This is a genomic window from Ruegeria sp. AH3 (assembly GCF_056536265.1).
Genome location: NZ_JBQFJL010000002.1, coordinates 420,841 through 440,948 on the forward strand (window position 1 = coordinate 420,841; position 20,108 = coordinate 440,948).

Sequence of the window (20,108 nt, forward strand, 5' to 3'; positions counted from 1 at the left end):
TTCTTTAGGTAACGGCATATAATGCTGCCATAAATCAATTATTGACATATAGCTGTATACAGGTAAATAACTCTGCCAGTCTGCTGGGGCCGCCCCGAAAGCAGGCAGAGTTCGCATTAAAGTGAGGTATCTTCGCAAATGCAGGTATCGAAAATTCTGAAGACTGGTGCTGTTGCGCTCGGCTTTGCCGGGTTTGCCGCGTCCAGTGTATCGGCTCAGGATATCATCCTGGGTCACGTGATGGATCAGGAACACATCTTCCACAAAGTATCCGAGCAATTCATGGAGCGTCTGGACGAGCTGTCCGGTGGTACCATGTCTGTTTCGTATCACCCGGGCGGTGATCTGGGTGACTGGACGTCGATCGTTGAGCAGGTTGCCCAGGGTGCGGTTCAGATGACCATGTCGTGGAACCACTCCGAGCTTGACCCCCGCTGGGACGTGTCGATTCTGGGCTACATCGCCAATGACTGGGAGCAGGGTAAAGAAGTTTACGGCCCCGGCTCGACCATGAACGAAGTCTATAACGGCGTCATGAACGATCTGGGCATGGAGCTGCTGGGCACGATCCCGACCGACTTCACCGGTTTTGTCGTGCGCAAGGGCGTCGATGTTCCTGTGAACTTCCCCGAAGATGCCGAAGGCTTCAAAATGCGCGTTCCGGGCCAGCCGATGGCGATCGAGCGCTACAGGGCGACCGGTTTCTCGGCTGTTCCGATGGCGTTCTCCGAGGTGCACACTGCACTGCAGACCGGCGCGATCGATGGCCGGGCCTATTCGCCGCCATCCGAGGTTCTGTTGTTCAAGGACGTCCTGAGCGCCTACGTCTTCACCCGCGAAAACTTTGAGCACACCTTCTGGACCGCCAACAAGGCATGGTTCGACGGTCTGAGCGAAGAGCAGCAGGGCTGGGTAAAAGAAGCAGCAAATGAAGCTGTGAGCTGGGCCTGGGAAAATGCTGAAGCGGAAAGCCCGAAATGGTTCGAGCAGATCGAAGCCGCCGGGATTGAAGTGGTCGAGCTGACACCAGAGCAGCTGGAAAACTATCGAGCAAAGATCGTGGCCGTTGAATACCCTGTCCGCCATCAGCACCCATGGAACAGACTAGGTTGATTGCGTAGCGGAGGATTTCAGGCTCATCGTAACCATCAGAGAGTGGAGATGAGAATGAAATCCGGGAAACAGAAAGCGTCAGTAGAGAGAGTTGTCAAAGACATCCGCAGGAAGACACGGCGCCAGCATTCGGCAGAGGAGAAGATCCGTATTGTGTTGGATGGGCTTCGTGGTGAAGACAGCATAGCGGAGCTGTGTCGCCGTGAAGGAATAGCTACGAGCCTGTATTACAGCTGGTCGAAAGAGTTCCTTGAGGCCGGTAAGAAGCGGTTGGCTGGCGATACCGCACGCCAGGCTACCAGCTCTGAGGTGAAGGATTTGAGAGCGGAATCGTCGGCGCTGAAAGAGGTAGTCGCCGACCTGACCCTTGAGAACCGGCTGCTCAAAAAAAGCATGTTCGAGGATGGTGGAGACGACGAATGAGATATCCCGCATCCGAAAAGCTTGAGATCATCCGGCTGGTTGACGGTTCGCACCTGCCGATCAAACGCACACTGGAAAAGCTCGGCATTCCCAGAACGACCTTCTACCGCTGGTACGACAGGTATCTGTCTTTCGGCGAGGCCGGGCTTGAGGATCGCCATTCTCGGCCAGGTAGGGTTTGGAACCGCATCCCCGACAAGGTGCGCAAGCAGATCGTGGAACTGGCTCTGGAAGAACCCGAGTTATCGCCCCGCGAGCTTGCGGTGCGGTTCACCGACACCAGGCGCTACTTCGTTTCTGAGGCCAGTGTTTACAGGCTTCTGAAGGCACAAGATCTGATCACTAGCCCAGCCTGCATCACCATCAAAGCGGCGGATGAATTCCATGAGAAGACTGTGCGGCCGAACCAGCTTTGGCAGACCGACTTCACCTATCTCAAAGTCATCGGTTGGGGCTGGTTCTACCTGTCTACGATCCTGGATGATTACAGCCGTTACGTTGTCTCTTGGCGCCTTTGCACCACGATGAAAGCTGACGATGTCACAGGAACACTGGAAGACGCTTTGGCTGCATCAGGTTGTGACAGTGTCACCGTTGCCCACAAGCCCCGGCTGCTCAGCGACAACGGCAGCAGTTACATCTCTGGCGAGTTGGCGAAATGGCTGGATGAGCAGGGTATGGATCATGTTCGGGGAGCGCCCAACCATCCGCAGACCCAGGGCAAGATTGAGCGATGGCATCAGACGATGAAGAACCGTGTCCTGATGGAAAACTACTATCTGCCAGGAGCGCTCGAACAGGCCATCGGCGACTTCATCAATCACTACAACCACAACCGATACCACGAGAGCATCAGCAATCTGACACCCGCCGATGTCTATTTCGGTCGAGCCGAAACAATCCTCAGACGCAGAAAGGAAATCAAACACCAGACAATCCAGAAACGCCGCTTGCTGCATCATCAGAACGCGGCGTAGATTGAAACTACGGCGAGCCTGATCCTCCTAAGCCAATCAAACGCTCGTGTTCCAAATCATTCGATGACGGACACGTGGCCCGGGCCATCGATCGCGGCCAGATACCCGGATTTGCACTGACGGGGATGGCGGCCAGTCGCCCCGAACGTCTCGATGCGTTAAACGCCGAGCTGTCGAAGCCAGTACCCTTTATGGATTTCGACGCCCTGGCAGCGAATTGCGACTGGGTTCTGGAAGGGTTGCCGCCACAGTTGTTCGACGACCTTGCAAAGCCGGTGCTACAGGCCGGGAAAACCCTGATTGTCATGTCCTGCAGTCAATTGCTGGGCCGTGAGGATCTGGTCGAGCTGTCGCGTGACACAGGAGGGCGGATTATTATTCCATCCGGTGCGATGCTGGGGCTGGATGCGCTCAAGGCGGTTGCGGTGGGCGAGATCAAGTCCGTAACTATTGAGACCCGCAAACCGGTGGCCGGCCTGATCAATGCCCCTTATCTGAGCAAAACCGGTCTGGATCTATCGGGCCTGACCGAGGCGAAACAGATCATTTCCGGCAGCGTCACCGAGGTGGCACAGGAGTTCCCAGCCAATGTTAACGTGGCCGCCGCGCTTAGCCTTGCGGGGCTGGGACCGGATCGAACCCGGATGGAAGTCTGGGCCGATCCAACGCTGACGCGAAACAAACACACGGTGCGCGTTACCTCGGACAGTTCGGATTTCACCATGAGCATTCAGAACCGCCCGACGGACGAAAATGCCGCCACGGGCCGGATCACTCCGCAGAGCGTGATTGCATTGCTTAACTCTCACACCGCCACTTTGCAGATCGGAACCTGAACATGCTGACATTGGAAATGATCCGGGCTGCAGCCGACACTTTGAACGGTGTCACCCGCGTTACACCCCTTCTGGAATCCGAGCTGTTGAATGCCCGGCTGGGTTTTCGCCTGTTGGTGAAGCCGGAATGCCTACAACGCACCGGGTCTTTCAAGATCCGCGGTGCTTTCACCAAGATTGCATCCTTAAGCGAGGCTGAACGTCAATCCGGTGTCGTGGCCTTTTCATCGGGAAACCACGCGCAGGGTGTGGCCGCCGCCGCTGCCGCAATGGGTGTCCGTGCAACAATTATCATGCCCGACGACGCGCCTTCTATCAAACTGCGCAACACGGCAGAATACGGTGCCGAGGTGATCACTTATGACCGCGAAACCGGAGACCGCGCCCAGATCGCCAAAGACGTGGCCGAACGTACCGGCGCGGTCATGGTTCCGCCCTATGACGACTATGTCCTGATGTCCGGTCAAGGCACTGTCGGGCTTGAGATCGCCGAACAGCTGGAGCAGTTGGGCGTCAGCGCTGATGCGGTCGTCTGTCCGGTGGGCGGCGGCGGCTTGATTGCCGGGGTATCGACGGCGCTAAACGCTCTGTGCCCCGAGACTAAAGTTTTTGTCGCAGAGCCGGAACATTTCGACGATACCCGCAAGTCCATCCAGGCCGGAAAACGCATTGGAAATGATCCGGGTCATCAGTCTGTCTGCGACTCCATTGTTACTCAGATCCCTGGTGAACTGACGTTTCCCATCAACCAAAAACTGGTTTCGGATGGTTTTGCAGTTACGGATGGACAGGCGCTTGCCGCGATCCGGGTTCTGCTGGATGAGCTGAAAATCCTGGCCGAACCCGGGGGTGCCGTGGCATTTGCCGCCGCTCTGAAATATGCGGACCGCTGGGCCGGTAAAACAGTTGTCGCCATCGTTTCCGGGGGCAATGCGGATCTAAATGCGGTAATGAGCGAAAAACGCGATCAGGCGTAAACAACGGTTACCACCATCTGGTGGTCGTGTTTTAGGCCTTGCGCAACATCTGATCATCCTGCTTGGTGCGACTCGGGCTGGAAAATAAAAACGGCGCGCCGGTTGGCACGCCGTCTTGAAACAACTCTTTCGCAGGGTCTTAGTAGACGACCACGGATCGGATGCTTTCGCCTTTGTGCATGAGGTCGAAGCCGTGGTTGATGTCGTCCAGACCCATGGTGTGGGTAATCATCGGGTCAATCTCGATCTTGCCCTCCATGTACCAGTCGACGATCTTCGGCACGTCGGTCCGGCCGCGCGCGCCGCCAAAGGCCGTGCCGCGCCATGACCGGCCGGTGACCAACTGGAACGGACGGGTCGAGATTTCCGCTCCGGCAGGGGCCACGCCGATGATGATCGACTCACCCCAGCCCTTATGAGCTGATTCCAGCGCATCACGCATCACGCCGACGTTGCCGGTGGCGTCGAAGGTGTAGTCCGCACCGCCCTTGGTCAGGTCGACCAGATAGGGCACCAGATCGCCCTCAACCTCTTTCGGGTTGACGAAATCGGTCATGCCGAACTTGGTCGCCATCTCGACCTTCGAGGGGTTCAGGTCGACGCCCACGATCTGATCCGCTCCGGCCAGACGCAGACCCTGGATCACGTTCAGGCCAATGCCGCCCAGGCCAAACACGATGGCGCGGCTGCCAATCTCCACCTTGGCGGTGTTGATCACAGCGCCGATGCCGGTGGTCACGCCACAGCCGATGTAACAGATCTTGTCGAATGGCGCGTCCTCACGCACCTTGGCCAGCGCGATTTCCGGAAGGACCGTGTGGTTCGAGAAGGTCGAGCAGCCCATGTAGTGCAGGATCGGATCGCCATCCAGGGTCGAAAAGCGCGAGGTCCCATCGGGCATTAGGCCTTGCCCCTGCGTGGTCCGGATCGCCTGGCACAGGTTGGTCTTGGGGTGCAGGCAGTATTCGCACTCGCGACATTCCGGGGTGTAGAGCGGGATGACGTGATCGCCGGGTTTCAGGCTGGTCACACCGGGGCCGACCTCAACCACCACGCCCGCACCTTCATGGCCCAGAATGGCGGGGAACAGCCCCTCGGGGTCGGCACCCGACAGGGTGAATTCATCGGTGTGACAGATGCCGGTCGCCTTGATTTCCACCAAAACCTCGCCCGCCTTGGGGCCTTCAAGGTTCACATCCATAACTTCCAAAGGTTTGCCTGCCTGAACGGCAACGGCGGCACGCGTACGCATGATCAGAGCTTTCGTTTCTGAACCGGAGCGTCGCAAAGGCCACGTTCCAGTGGAGCGGAAGGAAGGCCACCCGATCTCGCAGGGCGGCATTCCCATCTGTCCAAGAGGGCTAGTGGATCAGCCCGCTGATTCAACTTCGGCGATGTAATCGCGTTTCTCGCCGGTGTGAACCAGACCGGTATTGTGGCCGCCATGCGCCTCGGTGCCTTTCAAAACCGCGGTTCGGCGTGTGAACGTTACTTTCAACTCACCGCCCAGAACCTGACGGATCGTTTCATACTGCCACTTACTCACCTGCTTCGCTGCCGGGCGTTCCGAGATCTTCTCGAACCAGGCGCGTGTTTTGGGATGCTTGGCCCAAACGGTATCGGGGATGATGCCACCCGCCTCGTGCGACACGAATTCATGGAATGCGGCCAGATCGCCATAGCTGATCTGGTTGCCGCACAGATATTCGGTATCCTTCAACCAGTAGTTTTCCAGCAAATCCATCGCCTCGTACAGCAGGTGTTTGCCCTTGCGTACCTCGGCGGTGAAATCCTTGTCAGTGCCATAGATCATCGGCGCGAAGATCGTCCAGTGGAAGGCGCCCCCGCCTAACCGCAGCGTGTATGCGTACCACTGTACGAACATGTTGATCCGCGTACGCTCAAGCAGGTTGCCACCGAACCAATGATCGGGGCAGTCGTATTTTTCGTTCAGATAGCGTCCGATGGCGACATTTTCCCAGACCCGTAGATCGCCGTCACACAGGATCGGCACCTGACCGGTCGGGTTGTATTCATCCCTGAATTCCTGCCTTTCGTTAATGTTGGTCGTGATGTCGACGACTTCTTCCTCGTGCGGAATATTGTTTTCGATCAGGAATTGCAGCGCCGTTCGGCAGGGTTGCGAGGCTGGGTGGTGCAAAAGCCGGACTTTGTCTGTCATCTTGGGTTTCCTCTCTGTTGGACGTCCGGCTTTGCGCACCCTGTTTGACCGGGGCTGTGATACCGAACGTGTTTGCCGAATGAAGGTCAGCGCGGTGACATCATCGGGAAGCTGTTGATGTTGAACGTTAGCGTTGAGTGCGGCAATATGTCAACAAAATCCATTAAAAGATATAAAAGTATAACTATGTATAACCAATGCTAATGGACCTTGCTCACCATAGTCGGTTGGATATAGTGGAGGTGGGAGCAATTGTTTTGGCGCGGGAATTATCTGTGAGTTCAATAAGCTGCGGGAATTACCCACCCCTGCAGCAACCCGGCGTCAGATACCGCAAATATGTCACAAGGAGCGAACGTGGCCATACAACCTGATCCAAGCGCAGAGCTTCTGAACATCAAGGAAGCCGCCGCCATCCTGAAAGTCAGCGAAGCGTCATTGCGACGCTGGACCAATTCAGGACGTTTGGTGTGTCAGCGCATTGGCGTCAAGAAAGAGCGCCGTTTTCGCCGCGAGGATTTGATGGCCTTCCTTGACGGTAACGTCACGACGGATGGCGAAACCTCTCAGAATGGCCGCCCTAGCGAAGTACTGCTGGAAGGTGTGGCCATCGAATACGGCAATCACATCTGCACGCTTTACGAAAACGATCTGGGGCGGCTGAAATGGTCGGTGCCGTTTCTCGCCGATGGTCTGCGTAATGGCGACGCGTGCTTTTTAATCGCAACGGACAAGGTGCGAACCGAAATTTTGAGTCACATCGGTCAGGCGTGGGACGGGTTGCCTAATGCGATCGAAACTGGCCAACTCGTCCAAAGCTGCGGTCTGCCTGATGGTGAAGAGATGTGTCGCTTTATCGAGCGCAGCATCTTTACGGCCACCCGCGCCGGATGGCGCAGCTTTAGGTTGCTGGGCGACATGAGCTGGTGTCTGGATCTGGGCATGAGCCATGAGGAGTTGTTTGCTTACGAGCGACAATTCAATCACGAGATCGGGCATCGTCATCCCTTGGTCAGCGTTTGCCAATACGATACGCGTGATTTCACCGGGTCCGCAGTGCTTAACGCGCTGAAATGCCATGAGGACACGTTCAGATTTCCACTGTCGCGGTTCCTCGCTTCTTGAAGGTATTGGTCTTAGTGGGTATTGGGAATACAAACTAAGCCTATGCTTGCTGCGAGAGGATCAGGCGTAGTTATCCGCTAAATTGATAGTGTCGCCGTGTTTGATCAGCGTGAGCGCGTCACAAATGCCCGCGATTCCGGATCGCAGACTCGTGACATTATCCATGTACGGTATGGCCAAGTTCTATTTTGTATGGTTTGGTCGGGCACCCCGTTTGTAGGGATGCCACAGGGCTAGATGCTACCAAGCAGTAATTGCAAATCAGATTGTGCCGAGCTCAACGTCTTTGCCGCCTTTGATGACGAAATGTGCGAAGGGCCGGTCTTTCAGGTTGCCGTCTGGGTGGAAGGCGACATCCATGCCGTAACCTGTGTAATTTACTGCCGTGCCTGCACGAACAGCTTCGAGCAGGGGAACAGCACCGCCGACATCTGACCCACCGCCATTTGTGATGCTCAGGATTTCCTTGGTGTAAACCGTGGCATCCGGCGTGCCCGCCTTTTCCATCGCTGCCACGTGAACGGCCATCGAATCCGCGCACAGGGCCGAGAAGGGCAGGAAGGTACCGGGTTCGACGCCCATCAGGCCCTCGAATTCTTTGTAGGCCGCCGACGAGCTGTCATTGGTGGCTTGAAGGTGGTTGATGCCTTCGCCTACTTCTGCGCCGACGGCTTCAATGAACTTACCGCCGCCGTTCACACCGGCGCTGGCGGCGATGGTTAGGGTGTATAGTTCGGCCTCGTATCCACCTCGGAACCATTCCTTGGCGATCGAGGTAAACTGGGTGACATAGGCAGGCAGGAAGACGGCGGTGACATCTTCGCTCATAACCTTGTCGACCTCGGCGCGGAAGCTGGGCTGATCGGGTTTGACCTCGGCCTGTACCACCACTTCGCCACCACCTGCTTCGATGGTTTCCACGAAGGGGCCGATCATTGACTGGGTGAACGCCGTCTGCACCGCCAGAATGCCGACCTTCTTGTAGCCCGCCGCCAGCATCGCCTTGGCCGGGGGCACACCCCACTCGCGGCCTGTGGCCTGAAAGCGCCAGATCAGACCGCCATGATCACCTTCGGTGATCGCATCCGCCGCGCCCAGGCAGCTGACCGAGACTCCTTTTTCGATGGCCAGCGGTTTGACCGCCAGCGTCGGACCCGAGCCCCACATGCCAACAATGGCGCTGACCTGATCCACGTCCAGCAGCTTGCGCGCGGCGCGCACGGCGGCGGTAGGGTTGGTTTCGCTGTCTTCGGCGATGATCTCGATCTGGCGGCCATCCAGAATGCCGCCCGCGTCGTTGATCTGGCCTGCAACGACCTGCGCCGCCTTGACGATGTTGGGGCCGTAAGATGCCCCGCCGCCGGTCAGGGGCGAGATCATGCCGATCTTTACCGGCGCGTTCTGCGCCAGCGCGGGCAGCGGCAGGGTCGTGGCGGCAAGTCCTGCCGCTGTTGTGCCCAGAAACCGCCTGCGGTTCATGATCAGTTTTGTCATCACTCTGTCCTCCTCTGAGTGGTCATGTGCTGGCGGGGACCTCCTCGACCCCCGGTTCCAGCGTCAGTTGCAATGCGTCGTTGAAACGGTTGAACGCGCCGCACAGCGCGATGCGCCAGGTCAGTTCGACGATCTGCGCATCGGTGAAATGGACGCGCAGGTCGGTGACCTCGGCATCCCGCATCCGGTTGGCGCGGGTGGTGACGGCCATGGCATAGCGCACCACCATCTTGTCCACTGCGTCCAGTTCGGGGTGATCGACCACATCCGGCAATCGGGCGATGCCTTCGGCGCTGAGGCCCGAGACCTCTAGCATCGGCGCGTGGTGCGAGATGCAATAGGTGCATTCGTTCAGCTTTGACACGGTCACCAGCGCCAGTTCCAGCGCGCGGCGGGGCAGCACCGCCTCGTCCCGCAGGTCCAGCAACATACCGAACAGGTGTTTCAGGATCACCGGACGGTGCGCCATCGCGCCGACCAGATTGCCGAATGGACCGTAGCGGCCCATCTCGTCAAAGACGGTGCGGGCCTCATCCGAAAGGGTGTCAGCCGAGAGGGGAGAAATCCGGCTCATGACAGTTCTCCGTCTTTCGCCTGCAGGCGGTATTCACGCATGAAACCCTGCGGGCGGTAGATCAAAAGAAGGATGAGGCCCACGCCGATCAGGATCAGGCGCAGTGATGCGGCCTGTCCTGCGTCCAGAAACGGCATGAGGTCTTTCAGGAAACGGGTGCCTTCCAGCAGCACCATCACCGATACCGCGCCGATCATCAGGCCGGTGTTCGACCCGCGCCCGCCCGCAATCACAGCCATAAAGGCATAGGCGGTGACGAACGCGCCGAACTGCGTGGGGTCGATATAGCTGAAGTAAAAGCTGTGCAGGCTGCCTGCCGCACCGATGATGGCCCCGCCTGCGGCAAAGGCGCGGACGCGGAAGGACAGCGTGGTTTTTCCTAGCGTCGCGGCGACCAGATCATCCTCGCGCAGCGCCCGCAAGACGCGCCCGAAAGGCGAAACCGTCAGCAGTTGCGCGAAGACAAAGCACAAGGCGAAGACCGCGACCGAAATGGCGAGGAACATCAACTCATAGTTCAGGCCCGAGGCAACGCCGGACAGCGGTCGGGGGATGCCGGGCAAGCCGTTGGCACCACCGGTCAGCCAGGTCTCGTTCAGCAGGAACAGGCGGACGGCCTCGGCAAAGGCCAGCGTGGCGATGGCCAGATAATCCTCGCGCAATCGGGCCGAGACCAACGCCACCAGCGCCGACAGGATTACGGTCACGATCACCGCCAGCCCGGCGGCGATCAGCGCGGGCACCCCGGCCAGCGCCGACAGACCCGCGACATAGGCGGCAACAGCGAAGAAGCCGAAGATGCCGAAATTGACCATCCCGGCCTGACCCCATTGCAGGTTCAGCGCCAGCCCGATCAGGGCCGAGATGATAACGAAGATAAGAATTGCGGTGAGATAGCCGATCATCTGCTGATCCTCGCTTTGCCAAACAGTCCATGCGGGCGCAGCAACAGCACCAGGACGATAATCATGAAGGCCACGGCCTGACGGTAGGTGGTAGGCAGGATCAGGGTCGACAGCTCTTCGGCTACACCGATCAGCAGCGCGCCGACGACGGCCCCCAGCGGGTTGCCGATGCCGCCCAGAATGACCGCGGCAAAGACCGGCAGGATGTAGTTCCAGCCCATCAGCGGATCGACCACGCCGTCCATACCCACCAGCACTCCGGCAAAGCCCGCCAGCACACCCGAGATCGCCCAGACCGCCGCGATGACGTAGTTGCGATTGATGCCCCGCACGCCCGCCAGATCAGGGTTGTCCGATACGGCTCGCATGGCGCGGCCCAGCGGGGTGCGCATCAGAATGAACCACACCGCGACCATGGCCAGAAGCGCGACGATGACGATGGTGATCTGTTCGTTATTGACGCGCATCCCCATCCAGCGATGCGGGCGCGCCACGGCGATGTCATAGCCGCGAATGTCCGACCCCCACAGGAACCGCACCACATTCTCCAGCACGAAATAGACCCCCATCGACGCCACCAACAGCGTCACGTGGTCCGAATTGCGCAGCGGTTTATAGACCAGCCGATCCGTCAGCAGCGCGACCGAGGCCAGCCCGACCGCCCCCAGCCCGGCGGCCAGCAGCAGCGGCGCGCCGATATCGACGTTGAAGAACAAGGCGATGTAAGCGCCCATTGTGATCATCGAGCCGATGGCGAAATTGGGAAAGTTCAGCACGCCGTAGGTCAGCGATAGCGCGATGGCGGGCAGGGCCACCAAAAGCCCCGAGACCACGCCGTTCAGCAGGATATGCAACATCAGACGGTCTCCGCCGCTGTGGCATCCGCCGTGCCCATATAGAGCGCGTGGATATCCGGATGGTTGAGGAAATCGGGGGCGGGCATCTGCGCCCGGACCTGACCCGACACAAGCACGATGGCGGTTTCCGAGATCACCATCGCCTCTTTCACGTTTTGTTCGATCATCAGGACCGACACGCCCGCATCGTTCACGGCTTTCACGGCTTGAAACATCTCGGCCACGTATTTCGGGCTGAGGCCCGCGCTGGGTTCATCCAACAACAGTAGCGAGGGGTCGGGCATCAGCGCGCAGCCAAAGGCTAGCATCTGTCGCTGCCCGCCGGACAGGTTACCTGCCATGTCGCCCTCACGGTGAGCAAGGTCGGGGAAGATGTCGAACACCCGCTCGCGCGCGGCTTTCAGGTCCTTGGTGTTTTTGGCGATGAACTCATAGGCCAGCGTCATGTTCTCGCCGATAGACATGTTGCGGAACACGTTGTGTTCCTGTGGCACATACCCCAACCCGGCGCGGGCCTTGGACGGCGCGTTCAGCCGGGTCACATTGGCGCCGTTCAGCGTGATCGTGCCCGCGCGCGGCGTCAGCAGGCCAACCAGCGATTTGATCAGTGTGGACTTGCCCGCCCCATTGGGGCCCACGATGGTCGAGATCGCCCCCTCGGACACGGTGAACCCTGCACCCTTGATGATATCGCCGCCGCTGCCATATCCGGCGCGCAGGGCATCGACTGTCAGGATCGGATTGCTCATCACACCATGCTCCCCAGATAGGCTTCCAGCACGCGCGGATCGGTGGTGACCTGCGCGAACGAGCCGTGCATCATCTCGCGCCCTTCAGTCATCACGTAGACGCTGTCGCACAGACGCTCGATCATCTCCATGTCGTGCTCGACGATGGCAAACGTGACGCCCTCGGCCTTGAGCGACAGGATGAAGTCGGCCAACACGCCCTCCATCGTCGGCGCGACACCGGCGGCGGGTTCGTCCAGCAGGATGACCTTGGGCGACAGCATCATGGCGCGCAGCACTTCCAGCAGCTTTTTCTGACCGCCAGACAGGTTCGCCGCCGACTGATCAGCCAGTCGCCACAGATCGACCCGCTCCAGCAGGGCGCGGGCGTGTTCGATGGCTTTCTCTTCCTCGGCGCGGATGCGGGCGCGGGAAAACAGCGAGGCGGCGATGCCTTCGCCCAGTTGTCCAGGGCGTGCCAGCAGCAGGTTTTCCAGAATGGTCAGCGCGCCCAGATCGCGGCTGATCTGAAAGGTACGCACCAGCCCCTGTTCGGCCAGCTTGTGCGGCGGAAGGCCGGTGATGTCGGTGCCGTCCAGCACCACCTTGCCCGCGTCAGGGCGAAAAGCGCCGCCGATGGTGTTGAACAGGGTGGTCTTGCCCGCCCCGTTGGGGCCGACAATCCCGGTCACCTGTCCCGTGGGTATGTCAATTTGCCCGACGTTCAGCGCCTGAAAGGCCCCGAATTTCTTTGTCAGGCCTGAAATCTTCAGCACGCGTCTCCTCCCGTGTTCCAGGTTTTCTGCGCCTTGCCGTCGGTCGCGTAGGTCAACCAGTAATCCGACAATTGCTTGGGTGTGTGTTTGATGCGGTGGCTCAGCAGCGCCTGTGCGCAGGCGGCCAGCTGCGCGGCATGCGTCGGGTCTTGGGCCAGATTGTCGTGGCAATGCGGGTCCGCATTCAGGTCGTAGAGCAGCGCGGGTTGCGCCGGGAAATGGATGTAAAGCCAATCCCGCGACATCAGCGCGGTGAAACAGCAGTCGTCCACGTGATCCGGCAGCAAGCGCTTCAGATCAGGGTTCAAGCGGAGCTCGCGGAAATCGGTCTCCCACACCGTATGCCAGCGCCAGTTCTTGGGCGGTTTGCCCTGCAGGAACGGGGTCAGGGAACGCCCGTCGCATTGCGGCGCGGGCTGGCCGATCGCATCAGCGATGGTAGGCAGGATGTCGATGGTTTCGGTGAATGCGTCGCTCTCGGTGCCGTGGCTGGCCGGATGGCGCGGATCTCGGATCATCAGCGGCACATGGAACAGGCCAGGGAACGGCCCGCGCCGCCCATAAATCCAGTTTTCGCCCAACTGGTCAGCATGGTCCGAGGTGAAGATGATCAGCGTTTCGTCATACTGCCCACTGGCCTTGAGATCGGCGATCAGCGTGCCGAATTTCTCATCCACCTCGGCCATGTTCCCGTAATAGGCGGCACGCATCTTACGGTCGTGGTCGTCGGTCACCTGATCGGATGTGAGGTCGGTGCGGAAATAGCGCTTGGCCCCGTAGGCAGCAAGAGATGCGGCCAGAAACGGGTGGCTTTCGGCCACTTGCGCGGGGGCATGGAGTCGTGCCGGAGTCGTCAAGTTCGCGGGTTCGAACAAACGATTGAATGGTTCGGGCGCAACCATCGGCGGGTGCGGACGCAGGCAGTTGAGGTTCACGAACCACGGTTGCGTGCCCATCTCGGTGATGTATTCCCGCGCTGCGCCAAACATGAAGGCTGTGTCGCTGAATTTCGCCGGGTATTGGCAGGGTGCGTCCGGCTGCGCGGGGTCATAGCCGCCCCTGGGCAGAAAGACGCTTTCGGGATCGTCGTCCTGTTCGATCTCGACACCGTGCTCCTGCAGCCAATCGCGCCACGCGGCAAAACCGTCGTGGTAGAAGAAACCGGCGCGAGTTTCGAAGCCGGGGCAGACCCAAGGCTGCAATTGCGCGGCGTTCTCAGGATCGTTGGGCGTATCGGTGTAGCCGAACAGAACCGGCGTGCGGTCGCTTTCTGCCACAAGATGTGCAAGGGTTGGAACGCTGGCAGGCAGCGGAGTTTCATTGCTGACCTGCCGGTGGTTCATCAGATATAAGCCCGTCAGCAGGGAGGCCCGCGACGGCCCGCAGGGTGCGGCCTGCGCGTGATGCCGACGGAACGACATCGCCTCGGCTGCGAAAGCGTCCAGATGCGGCGTTTTCACATCCGGATGCCCCCATGCGGCAATAGTATCCCCACGCCACTGGTCAGCAATGACCAGCAGCACGTTCCGAATTGTCGCCATTTTTCTCCTGTTTTCTCTAGCTCTTATCCTCGGCCATGGCCTGGATCGCGTGTCTGAAAGCGTTCTTGAGCGACGCCATCATCTCGGTTTCGAATTGTGGGCTGTGATAGACCAGTGATTGTACTTTGAGGCCGCGCAGGGCACAGAGCACTAGGTTGATACAATCGCGAATAGCCTCTTCTTCCCAGCCTTGAGCGGCGAAGGTTTCGTGCAAGATGGCGTAGTAGCTGTTGAACAGATCCCGCAATCCCTTGGCCACGGGTTCGGCCAGTTCTGCATCATTTCGCGCGGCCAATGTCAGTTCCAAAGAGGGGAGCACGACGTCATCGGCAAACATGTTTTCCCAAGCGCCATCGACAAAGGCATCGACATCAAATGCGCCATCCTTGAATTCGGCGACCAGCCCGCGCAGGCGTTCAGGCACTTTTTGCCATAGGTCGATCGCTGCATCGAGCAGCAGGGCGTTACGGTTGGGATAGTGATGAAACATCGCCCCACGGGATACGCCGGCCTGGCGGCAGATCTCGGGAGTTCCTGCGTTGCGGAAACCTTTTTCCATCAACGTCAGCAATGTTGCGCGTCGCAATCTGGCGCGCATCTCTTCACTCTTCTGTTGTTGTTTGCTTTGGGTCATAGGCTTTCGAATCATCCTCGGGGTCGAGGTTGATTTACGTTAGGGCGGCGTACACGTCTTGGTCAAATAAAAAACAGGCATGTATGTTTTTTATTTAATGCCGGAGCAGGCTTTCGTTGGAAAGGGCCGTTTGCGATGACTTTGCCAACTTATTGCAATTCCAAAGAATTCACGTTGCCGAAAAGGGAATAGAAGCACCTTTAGTGGTAATCGTAATTGGATTGCGAAATCGCTGAATTGGGGGCTGACTGCTTTGCTGATCCGATGGCGTTGTGTACCGGTATTTCGCATACAGCCAGATCGTAAACAGCCTCGGTCGTTTCGGTAGGCATTTATAAGCAATCGAATCTGAGGGCTTAGGTTTGGTTGGTGCTGCAGCTACGAATCTACTTCGGTGATCATCGCGCATTGTAGAAAAAAACCTGCTCAGGGTTTGTGGAAAACGATCAACAAAACCCGTTAAACACGCTTCAAACAAAGAGGCCGATCCGCTTTGGCATTTCCGCAAGCAAAGGCTTGAGATACAAGCTAGAAAGTAATCTTAAGACCAGCGCCCAGCGATATTCAACATACAGGTATCTTCTTGCCCAGCGGACTAGCCCCAGCAGAACTGATCGCCATCCTGACCGCCGTGACTGACAATCAGCCACGCGTCATGACGTTGCGCGGTGGCGAGGCGCTGCCGTCTGGTCCCTTCGAGTCTTCGCATCGCAGCCTTCAGAGTGGTTTGCGCGCCTGGATTGAGGCGCAGACTGGTCATCCGGTGGGCTATCTTGAACAACTCTACACTTTTGCCGACAAGGACCGTGATCCGCGTTCTGACACTGCCGATGTTTCGCAGCGCATATCGATCAGCTATCTCGGTTTGGTGCGAGAGCAGGACGCCGCCGGTGCGGGACGTCCGGCCTGGCGTAGTTGGTATCAGTATTTCCCCTGGGAGGATCACCGTGATCGCAGTCCCGAGGTATTGCCGCATATCACCCGGCGTCTGACCGAATGGGCGGGCAGTGATCCATTGCTGATACAGCGCGTCGATTATCTTTTTGGTCTTAATGGCAAGACCTGGAACGAAGAACTGGCGTTGCAGCGTTACGAATTGATGTACGAGGCCGGATTGGTCGATGGTGCAGAGTTCGGTCGTCCCATGGCAGGCGACAACCGTCGCATCCTCGCCACCGGCATCTCGCGCCTGCGGGCCAAGATCAAGTATTCTCCGGTCGTGTTCGAGCTCATGCCTGAGAGCTTCACATTGTTGCAGCTGCAACGCACGGTCGAAGCGCTGTCAGGTCTGCACCTGCACAAACCGAATTTTCGCCGCCAGATCGACCAGCAGGAGCTGGTTGAAGAGACCGGTGAAATGTCCAGCGGTACCGGCGGGCGACCGGCGCGTCTGTTCCGCTATCGGCCAGCTATTCTCGAAGCTCGTATGTTATCAGCAGCAAGGTTACCGCTCTCAAGGTCGTGAGCCTTGCTTGACATAATCTCGAATCGAGAATAATCACAGCTTCGATGTACTCGAATCGAGTATAAATGGAGAAGCCAATGAAAGATTTCCATCTTCCGGAGCTATATGACCGGGTCAAGCAGATCATTCCGCCACCTGAATGGATGCTGTTTGAAGAGGATCTGGAAGCCATCCTCGAACTCAAGCGCGAGAAGAATGCGGTTATCCTCGCCCACAACTACCAAACACCGGAAATCTTCCACGGTGTGGCTGATATCGTAGGCGATAGCCTTGCCCTTGCGCGCGAAGCCGTCGAGGTCGACGCCGATGTTATCGTGCTGGCGGGCGTGCATTTCATGGCTGAAACCGCCAAGTTACTAAACCCTGAAAAAACGGTGCTGATCCCGGATACGGGTGCGGGTTGTTCATTGGCGGATTCGATCACGCCCGAGGATATTGCCCTGTTGCGTGAAGCTCATCCCGGTGTGCCCGTGATCACCTATGTCAACACGTCGGCAGCTGTGAAGGCAGCATCGGATATCTGCTGTACTTCGGGCAATGCGGTGAAAGTGGTGGAATCCCTCGGGGTGCCGCGCGTGCTGATGATACCGGACGAATATCTTGCCAGAAACGTCGCCAAAGAAACCGATGTAGAACTGATCGCCTGGCACGGACATTGCGAAGTGCACGAGTTGTTCACCCCGGAAGACGTACGCACGATGCGCGAGGCGTGGCCAGGCGTCACCGTATTGGCCCATCCCGAATGTCCGCCCGATGTGGTGGCCGAGGCGGATTTCTCGGGCTCTACCGCGGTAATGTCGGATTTCGTCGGCGACAAGAAACCGGCGCGGGTTTGTCTGCTGACCGAATGCTCCATGAGTGACAATGTGGCGCTGAACCACCCGGATGTGGAGTTTGTGCGTCCCTGCAACCTGTGCCCGCATATGAAGCGCATCAGCCTGCGCAACATCCGCGAGGCGCTGGAGTTTGGGCGTCACGAGGTCACCGTTGATCCGGCAATCGCCAATGATGCGCGCCGCTCGGTAGAACGGATGCTGGCGGTGAAATGATCCGGCTGGAAGGGCTTCATGGCCGAACCGCCATCGTCGGTGGCGGCATCGCCGGGCTGATGGCCGCGCTGGAATTGGCACCGCAACCGGTGGTGCTGATCACCCGCGATGGGTTGGGGCAGGAATGTAGCAGCGCTTGGGCGCAAGGGGGGATTGCTGCCGCCTTGGCGTCGGACGACGATCCTGCATTACACCTGTCCGATACCTTGCGAGCCGGGGACGGTCTATGTGACCAAACTGTCGTCTCCGGCATCCTGTCGGAAGCGAGGGAGGCGATCGCCGTATTGGAGAACCATGGCGTTCGCTTCGACAGAGCCGCAGACGGCGCCTTTGCATTTGGGCGAGAGGCAGCACATTCGCGCCGCCGCATCCTGCATGTTGGCGGCGACCGCACCGGAGCCGAAATCACGTCAGCCCTGACGCGTGCCGTGCGACGATCTCCGTCGATCACCTGCCTGACCGGTGTCGAGGTCCGGCGGTTGATGACAACCGACGGGCGCGTCAGCGGCATTCATCTGCAAAATGGTGATCATGCCGAGGTTCTGCGCACCGCTCAGGTCATCATGGCAACTGGTGGCTGTGGCGGTCTGTTTGACGCCAGCACCAACCCTTCGGGCAATATCGGTCAGGGCGTCGTGATGGCCGCACGTGCGGGAGCGGCTTTGCGGGATATGGAATTCGTGCAGTTTCACCCCACTGCACTCGATAGCGTGCGAACACCCTTGGCTTTGATCAGCGAAGCCGTGCGAGGTGAGGGTGCCACACTGATCGACCAGACTGGCACGCGCTTCATGGCGCATACTCCGGATGCGGAACTGGCCCCACGTGACGTGGTTGCCCGTGCCGTGCATCGGGTGATTTCGGAAGGTGGAAAGGCGTTTCTCGATGCGCGTGCAACGCTTGGCTCTGGTTTTGCACAGCGTTTCCCCAGCATTCACGCCCTGTGCGCCGCCCATGGTATAGACCCCGTGCGCGAACCGATCCCGATACGACCGGCAGCGCACTACCATATGGGCGGTATTGCTGTCGACGAGGGCGGGTGCAGTACGCTGCCGGGCCTCTGGGCTATTGGCGAATGCGCGGCCACGGGCTTGCATGGTGCCAATCGCCTCGCCAGCAACTCACTGCTGGAGGCGGTGGTGATGGGGCGTCGCGCTGCGCGCAGCATTGTCGGGCGAGAGATGCAAACCCTTCTGACTGCGCCCGAACCTGAGAGGTTGCCTAGGACAGATCTCAACTCGGTGCAGCCTCTGGCTTCGCAACATCTGGGCGTGATCCGTAACGGGGTGGGGCTGCGTCGTGCCATCTCGGACTTGTTGCCGCTGGTTCATGCGGGCGGACGCGCCTCTGATGCAGCTCTCGTCGCGCTTTCAATTGCGGTTTTCGCCGAACGACGCTGTGAATCGCGCGGCGGGCATTATCGCAGTGATTTCCCCGAACCAGCAACTGCAGCGCAATCAAACTTGATGACATTGACCGAGGTTTTGGCCCGTGCCAACTCGGTCAGCGAACACCCCTTGCCAAGGACTGCCTGAACCATGACCCACATGCCCCTTGCACCGTTGCCCCGGCTGATGCTTGAACCAATGATCCGCCGCGCGCTGGATGAGGATCTGGGCCTGGCTGGTGATATCACTTCGACCGCTGTTATTCCGGATGATCATTTCTCGGAGGTTGTGGCCCGGGTGCGGCAATCCGGATGCATTGCCGGATTGGATTGCGCAGAGCTTGCCTGCTCACTGGTTGATCCGGCTATCACAATGACCCGCCATGTCGAGGACGGCGACCCCGTCGCGCCGGGCACGATCATCGCCACGTTCGAAGGTCCATCGCGCAGCCTTCTGATCGCCGAGCGCACCGCACTCAACTTCATGGGACACCTGTCGGGTATCGCCAGCGTAACCGCCGATCTGGTGCACCGCATCGAAGGTACACATGCCGCCATCGCCTGCACCCGCAAGACCACCCCCGGTCTGCGCGCGCTTGAAAAATATGCGGTGCGTGCAGGCGGTGGCATGAACCACCGCTACTCCCTGAGTGACGCAGTGCTGATCAAGGACAATCACATCGCCATTGCCGGGGGCGTTGGCCCGGCCCTGACCAGAGCGAGGCATACGGTGGGCCATATGGTCAAGATCGAGATCGAGGTCGATACGCTGGAGCAACTGGCCCAAGTGCTGGAGATCGGTGCCGATGCGGTGCTTCTCGACAACATGAATCCGGCAACCCTGCGCAGTGCGGTGGAGATGATCGACGGGCGAGCCATCGCCGAAGCCTCGGGTGGGATCACCCCTGACAGCGTGCGGGCCGTGGCGGAAACCGGGGTCGATCTTATTTCAATGGGTTGGATCACTCATAGCGCGCCTTGCCTGGACATCGGTCTCGATTTCGTCGCGAAGCGTCGCTGACGTTTCCGCAGGCGTAGGCGCCGTTGAATTTAGGGATCGCTGCA

Annotated in this window: 19 protein-coding genes; 9 read left to right on the plus strand and 10 right to left on the minus strand. The window is 59.0% G+C overall.

What is annotated here, in order from left to right; genetic code table 11:
* Positions 1 to 138: 138 nt before the first annotated feature.
* From dctP to ACR3EM_RS19560, 4 genes are all read left to right on the plus strand, one after another.
* Positions 139 to 1,113: a TRAP transporter substrate-binding protein DctP gene (gene dctP, locus ACR3EM_RS19545; protein ID WP_480472300.1), complete on the plus strand. Its 975-nt coding sequence runs from the start codon at positions 139 to 141 to the stop codon at positions 1,111 to 1,113.
* 48 nt (positions 1,114 to 1,161) lie between these two features.
* A protein-coding gene (locus ACR3EM_RS19550) for an IS3 family transposase (RefSeq protein WP_480472186.1) occupies positions 1,162 to 2,513 on the plus strand; the annotation gives its coding sequence in 2 pieces (ribosomal slippage) (positions 1,162 to 1,498 and positions 1,498 to 2,513; 1,353 coding nt in all).
* A gap of 74 nt (positions 2,514 to 2,587) precedes the next feature.
* Complete coding sequence (locus ACR3EM_RS19555; RefSeq protein ID WP_480472301.1) at positions 2,588 to 3,349, plus strand: aspartate dehydrogenase; 762 nt, start codon at positions 2,588 to 2,590, stop codon at positions 3,347 to 3,349.
* Positions 3,350 to 3,351: 2 nt separating this feature from the next.
* Positions 3,352 to 4,326, plus strand: a complete 975-nt coding sequence (locus tag ACR3EM_RS19560; RefSeq protein ID WP_480472302.1) for a threonine ammonia-lyase — start codon at positions 3,352 to 3,354, stop codon at positions 4,324 to 4,326.
* Positions 4,327 to 4,465: 139 nt separating this feature from the next.
* Here ACR3EM_RS19560 and ACR3EM_RS19565 read toward each other — a convergent pair whose 3' ends face one another.
* Positions 4,466 to 5,578, minus strand: coding sequence for an S-(hydroxymethyl)glutathione dehydrogenase/class III alcohol dehydrogenase (locus ACR3EM_RS19565; protein ID WP_480471510.1), 1,113 nt, complete (start codon positions 5,576 to 5,578; stop codon positions 4,466 to 4,468).
* A gap of 117 nt (positions 5,579 to 5,695) precedes the next feature.
* A complete protein-coding gene (locus ACR3EM_RS19570) occupies positions 5,696 to 6,508 on the minus strand; it encodes a glutathione binding-like protein (protein ID WP_480472303.1) in 813 nt (270 codons plus the stop codon).
* A gap of 357 nt (positions 6,509 to 6,865) precedes the next feature.
* On the opposite strand from ACR3EM_RS19570, the gene ACR3EM_RS19575 reads away from it, so the two are divergent.
* Positions 6,866 to 7,633 (plus strand): MEDS domain-containing protein, encoded by a 768-nt coding sequence (locus tag ACR3EM_RS19575; protein ID WP_480472304.1) that lies wholly within the window; start codon positions 6,866 to 6,868, stop codon positions 7,631 to 7,633.
* Positions 7,634 to 7,894: 261 nt separating this feature from the next.
* Here the strand turns inward: ACR3EM_RS19575 and ACR3EM_RS19580 are convergent, their stop codons facing one another.
* From ACR3EM_RS19580 to ACR3EM_RS19615, 8 genes are read right to left on the minus strand one after another with little or no spacing between them, the layout of a single operon-like run.
* Positions 7,895 to 9,127 carry an ABC transporter substrate-binding protein gene (locus ACR3EM_RS19580; RefSeq protein ID WP_480472305.1) on the minus strand — a complete coding sequence of 411 codons (1,233 nt, stop codon included), beginning with the start codon at positions 9,125 to 9,127 and terminating at the stop codon, positions 7,895 to 7,897.
* 22 nt (positions 9,128 to 9,149) lie between these two features.
* Positions 9,150 to 9,701: a carboxymuconolactone decarboxylase family protein gene (locus ACR3EM_RS19585; protein WP_480472306.1), complete on the minus strand. Its 552-nt coding sequence runs from the start codon at positions 9,699 to 9,701 to the stop codon at positions 9,150 to 9,152.
* A complete protein-coding gene (locus tag ACR3EM_RS19590; RefSeq protein ID WP_480472307.1) occupies positions 9,698 to 10,606 on the minus strand; it encodes a branched-chain amino acid ABC transporter permease in 909 nt (302 codons plus the stop codon). Before ACR3EM_RS19590 ends, ACR3EM_RS19585 begins: the two co-directional genes overlap by 4 nt.
* Positions 10,603 to 11,463 (minus strand): branched-chain amino acid ABC transporter permease, encoded by an 861-nt coding sequence (locus ACR3EM_RS19595; protein ID WP_480472308.1) that lies wholly within the window; start codon positions 11,461 to 11,463, stop codon positions 10,603 to 10,605. The genes ACR3EM_RS19590 and ACR3EM_RS19595 overlap by 4 nt, the downstream gene beginning before the upstream one ends.
* Positions 11,463 to 12,212 (minus strand): ABC transporter ATP-binding protein, encoded by a 750-nt coding sequence (locus ACR3EM_RS19600; RefSeq protein ID WP_480472309.1) that lies wholly within the window; start codon positions 12,210 to 12,212, stop codon positions 11,463 to 11,465. Before ACR3EM_RS19600 ends, ACR3EM_RS19595 begins: the two co-directional genes overlap by 1 nt.
* Positions 12,212 to 12,967: an ABC transporter ATP-binding protein gene (locus ACR3EM_RS19605; RefSeq protein ID WP_480472310.1), complete on the minus strand. Its 756-nt coding sequence runs from the start codon at positions 12,965 to 12,967 to the stop codon at positions 12,212 to 12,214. The genes ACR3EM_RS19600 and ACR3EM_RS19605 overlap by 1 nt, the downstream gene beginning before the upstream one ends.
* Entirely contained in the window at positions 12,961 to 14,508 is a 1,548-nt protein-coding gene (locus tag ACR3EM_RS19610) for a sulfatase-like hydrolase/transferase (RefSeq protein ID WP_480472311.1), read from the minus strand. The genes ACR3EM_RS19605 and ACR3EM_RS19610 overlap by 7 nt, the downstream gene beginning before the upstream one ends.
* Positions 14,509 to 14,524: 16 nt before the next feature.
* Complete coding sequence (locus ACR3EM_RS19615) at positions 14,525 to 15,106, minus strand: TetR/AcrR family transcriptional regulator (RefSeq protein ID WP_480472312.1); 582 nt, start codon at positions 15,104 to 15,106, stop codon at positions 14,525 to 14,527.
* 619 nt (positions 15,107 to 15,725) lie between these two features.
* On the opposite strand from ACR3EM_RS19615, the gene ACR3EM_RS19620 reads away from it, so the two are divergent.
* The 4 genes from ACR3EM_RS19620 to nadC all read left to right on the plus strand — a co-directional run bounded on the left by ACR3EM_RS19620 (position 15,726) and on the right by nadC (position 20,064).
* Positions 15,726 to 16,607, plus strand: coding sequence for an NUDIX hydrolase (locus ACR3EM_RS19620; RefSeq protein ID WP_480472313.1), 882 nt, complete (start codon positions 15,726 to 15,728; stop codon positions 16,605 to 16,607).
* Positions 16,608 to 16,684: 77 nt separating this feature from the next.
* A complete protein-coding gene (gene nadA / locus ACR3EM_RS19625; protein WP_480472314.1) occupies positions 16,685 to 17,656 on the plus strand; it encodes a quinolinate synthase NadA in 972 nt (323 codons plus the stop codon).
* Positions 17,653 to 19,191: an L-aspartate oxidase gene (locus ACR3EM_RS19630; protein WP_480472315.1), complete on the plus strand. Its 1,539-nt coding sequence runs from the start codon at positions 17,653 to 17,655 to the stop codon at positions 19,189 to 19,191. The genes nadA and ACR3EM_RS19630 overlap by 4 nt, the downstream gene beginning before the upstream one ends.
* Before the next feature lie 12 nt (positions 19,192 to 19,203).
* Complete coding sequence (gene nadC / locus ACR3EM_RS19635; protein ID WP_480472316.1) at positions 19,204 to 20,064, plus strand: carboxylating nicotinate-nucleotide diphosphorylase; 861 nt, start codon at positions 19,204 to 19,206, stop codon at positions 20,062 to 20,064.
* The last annotated feature ends 44 nt before the right edge of the window (positions 20,065 to 20,108 follow it).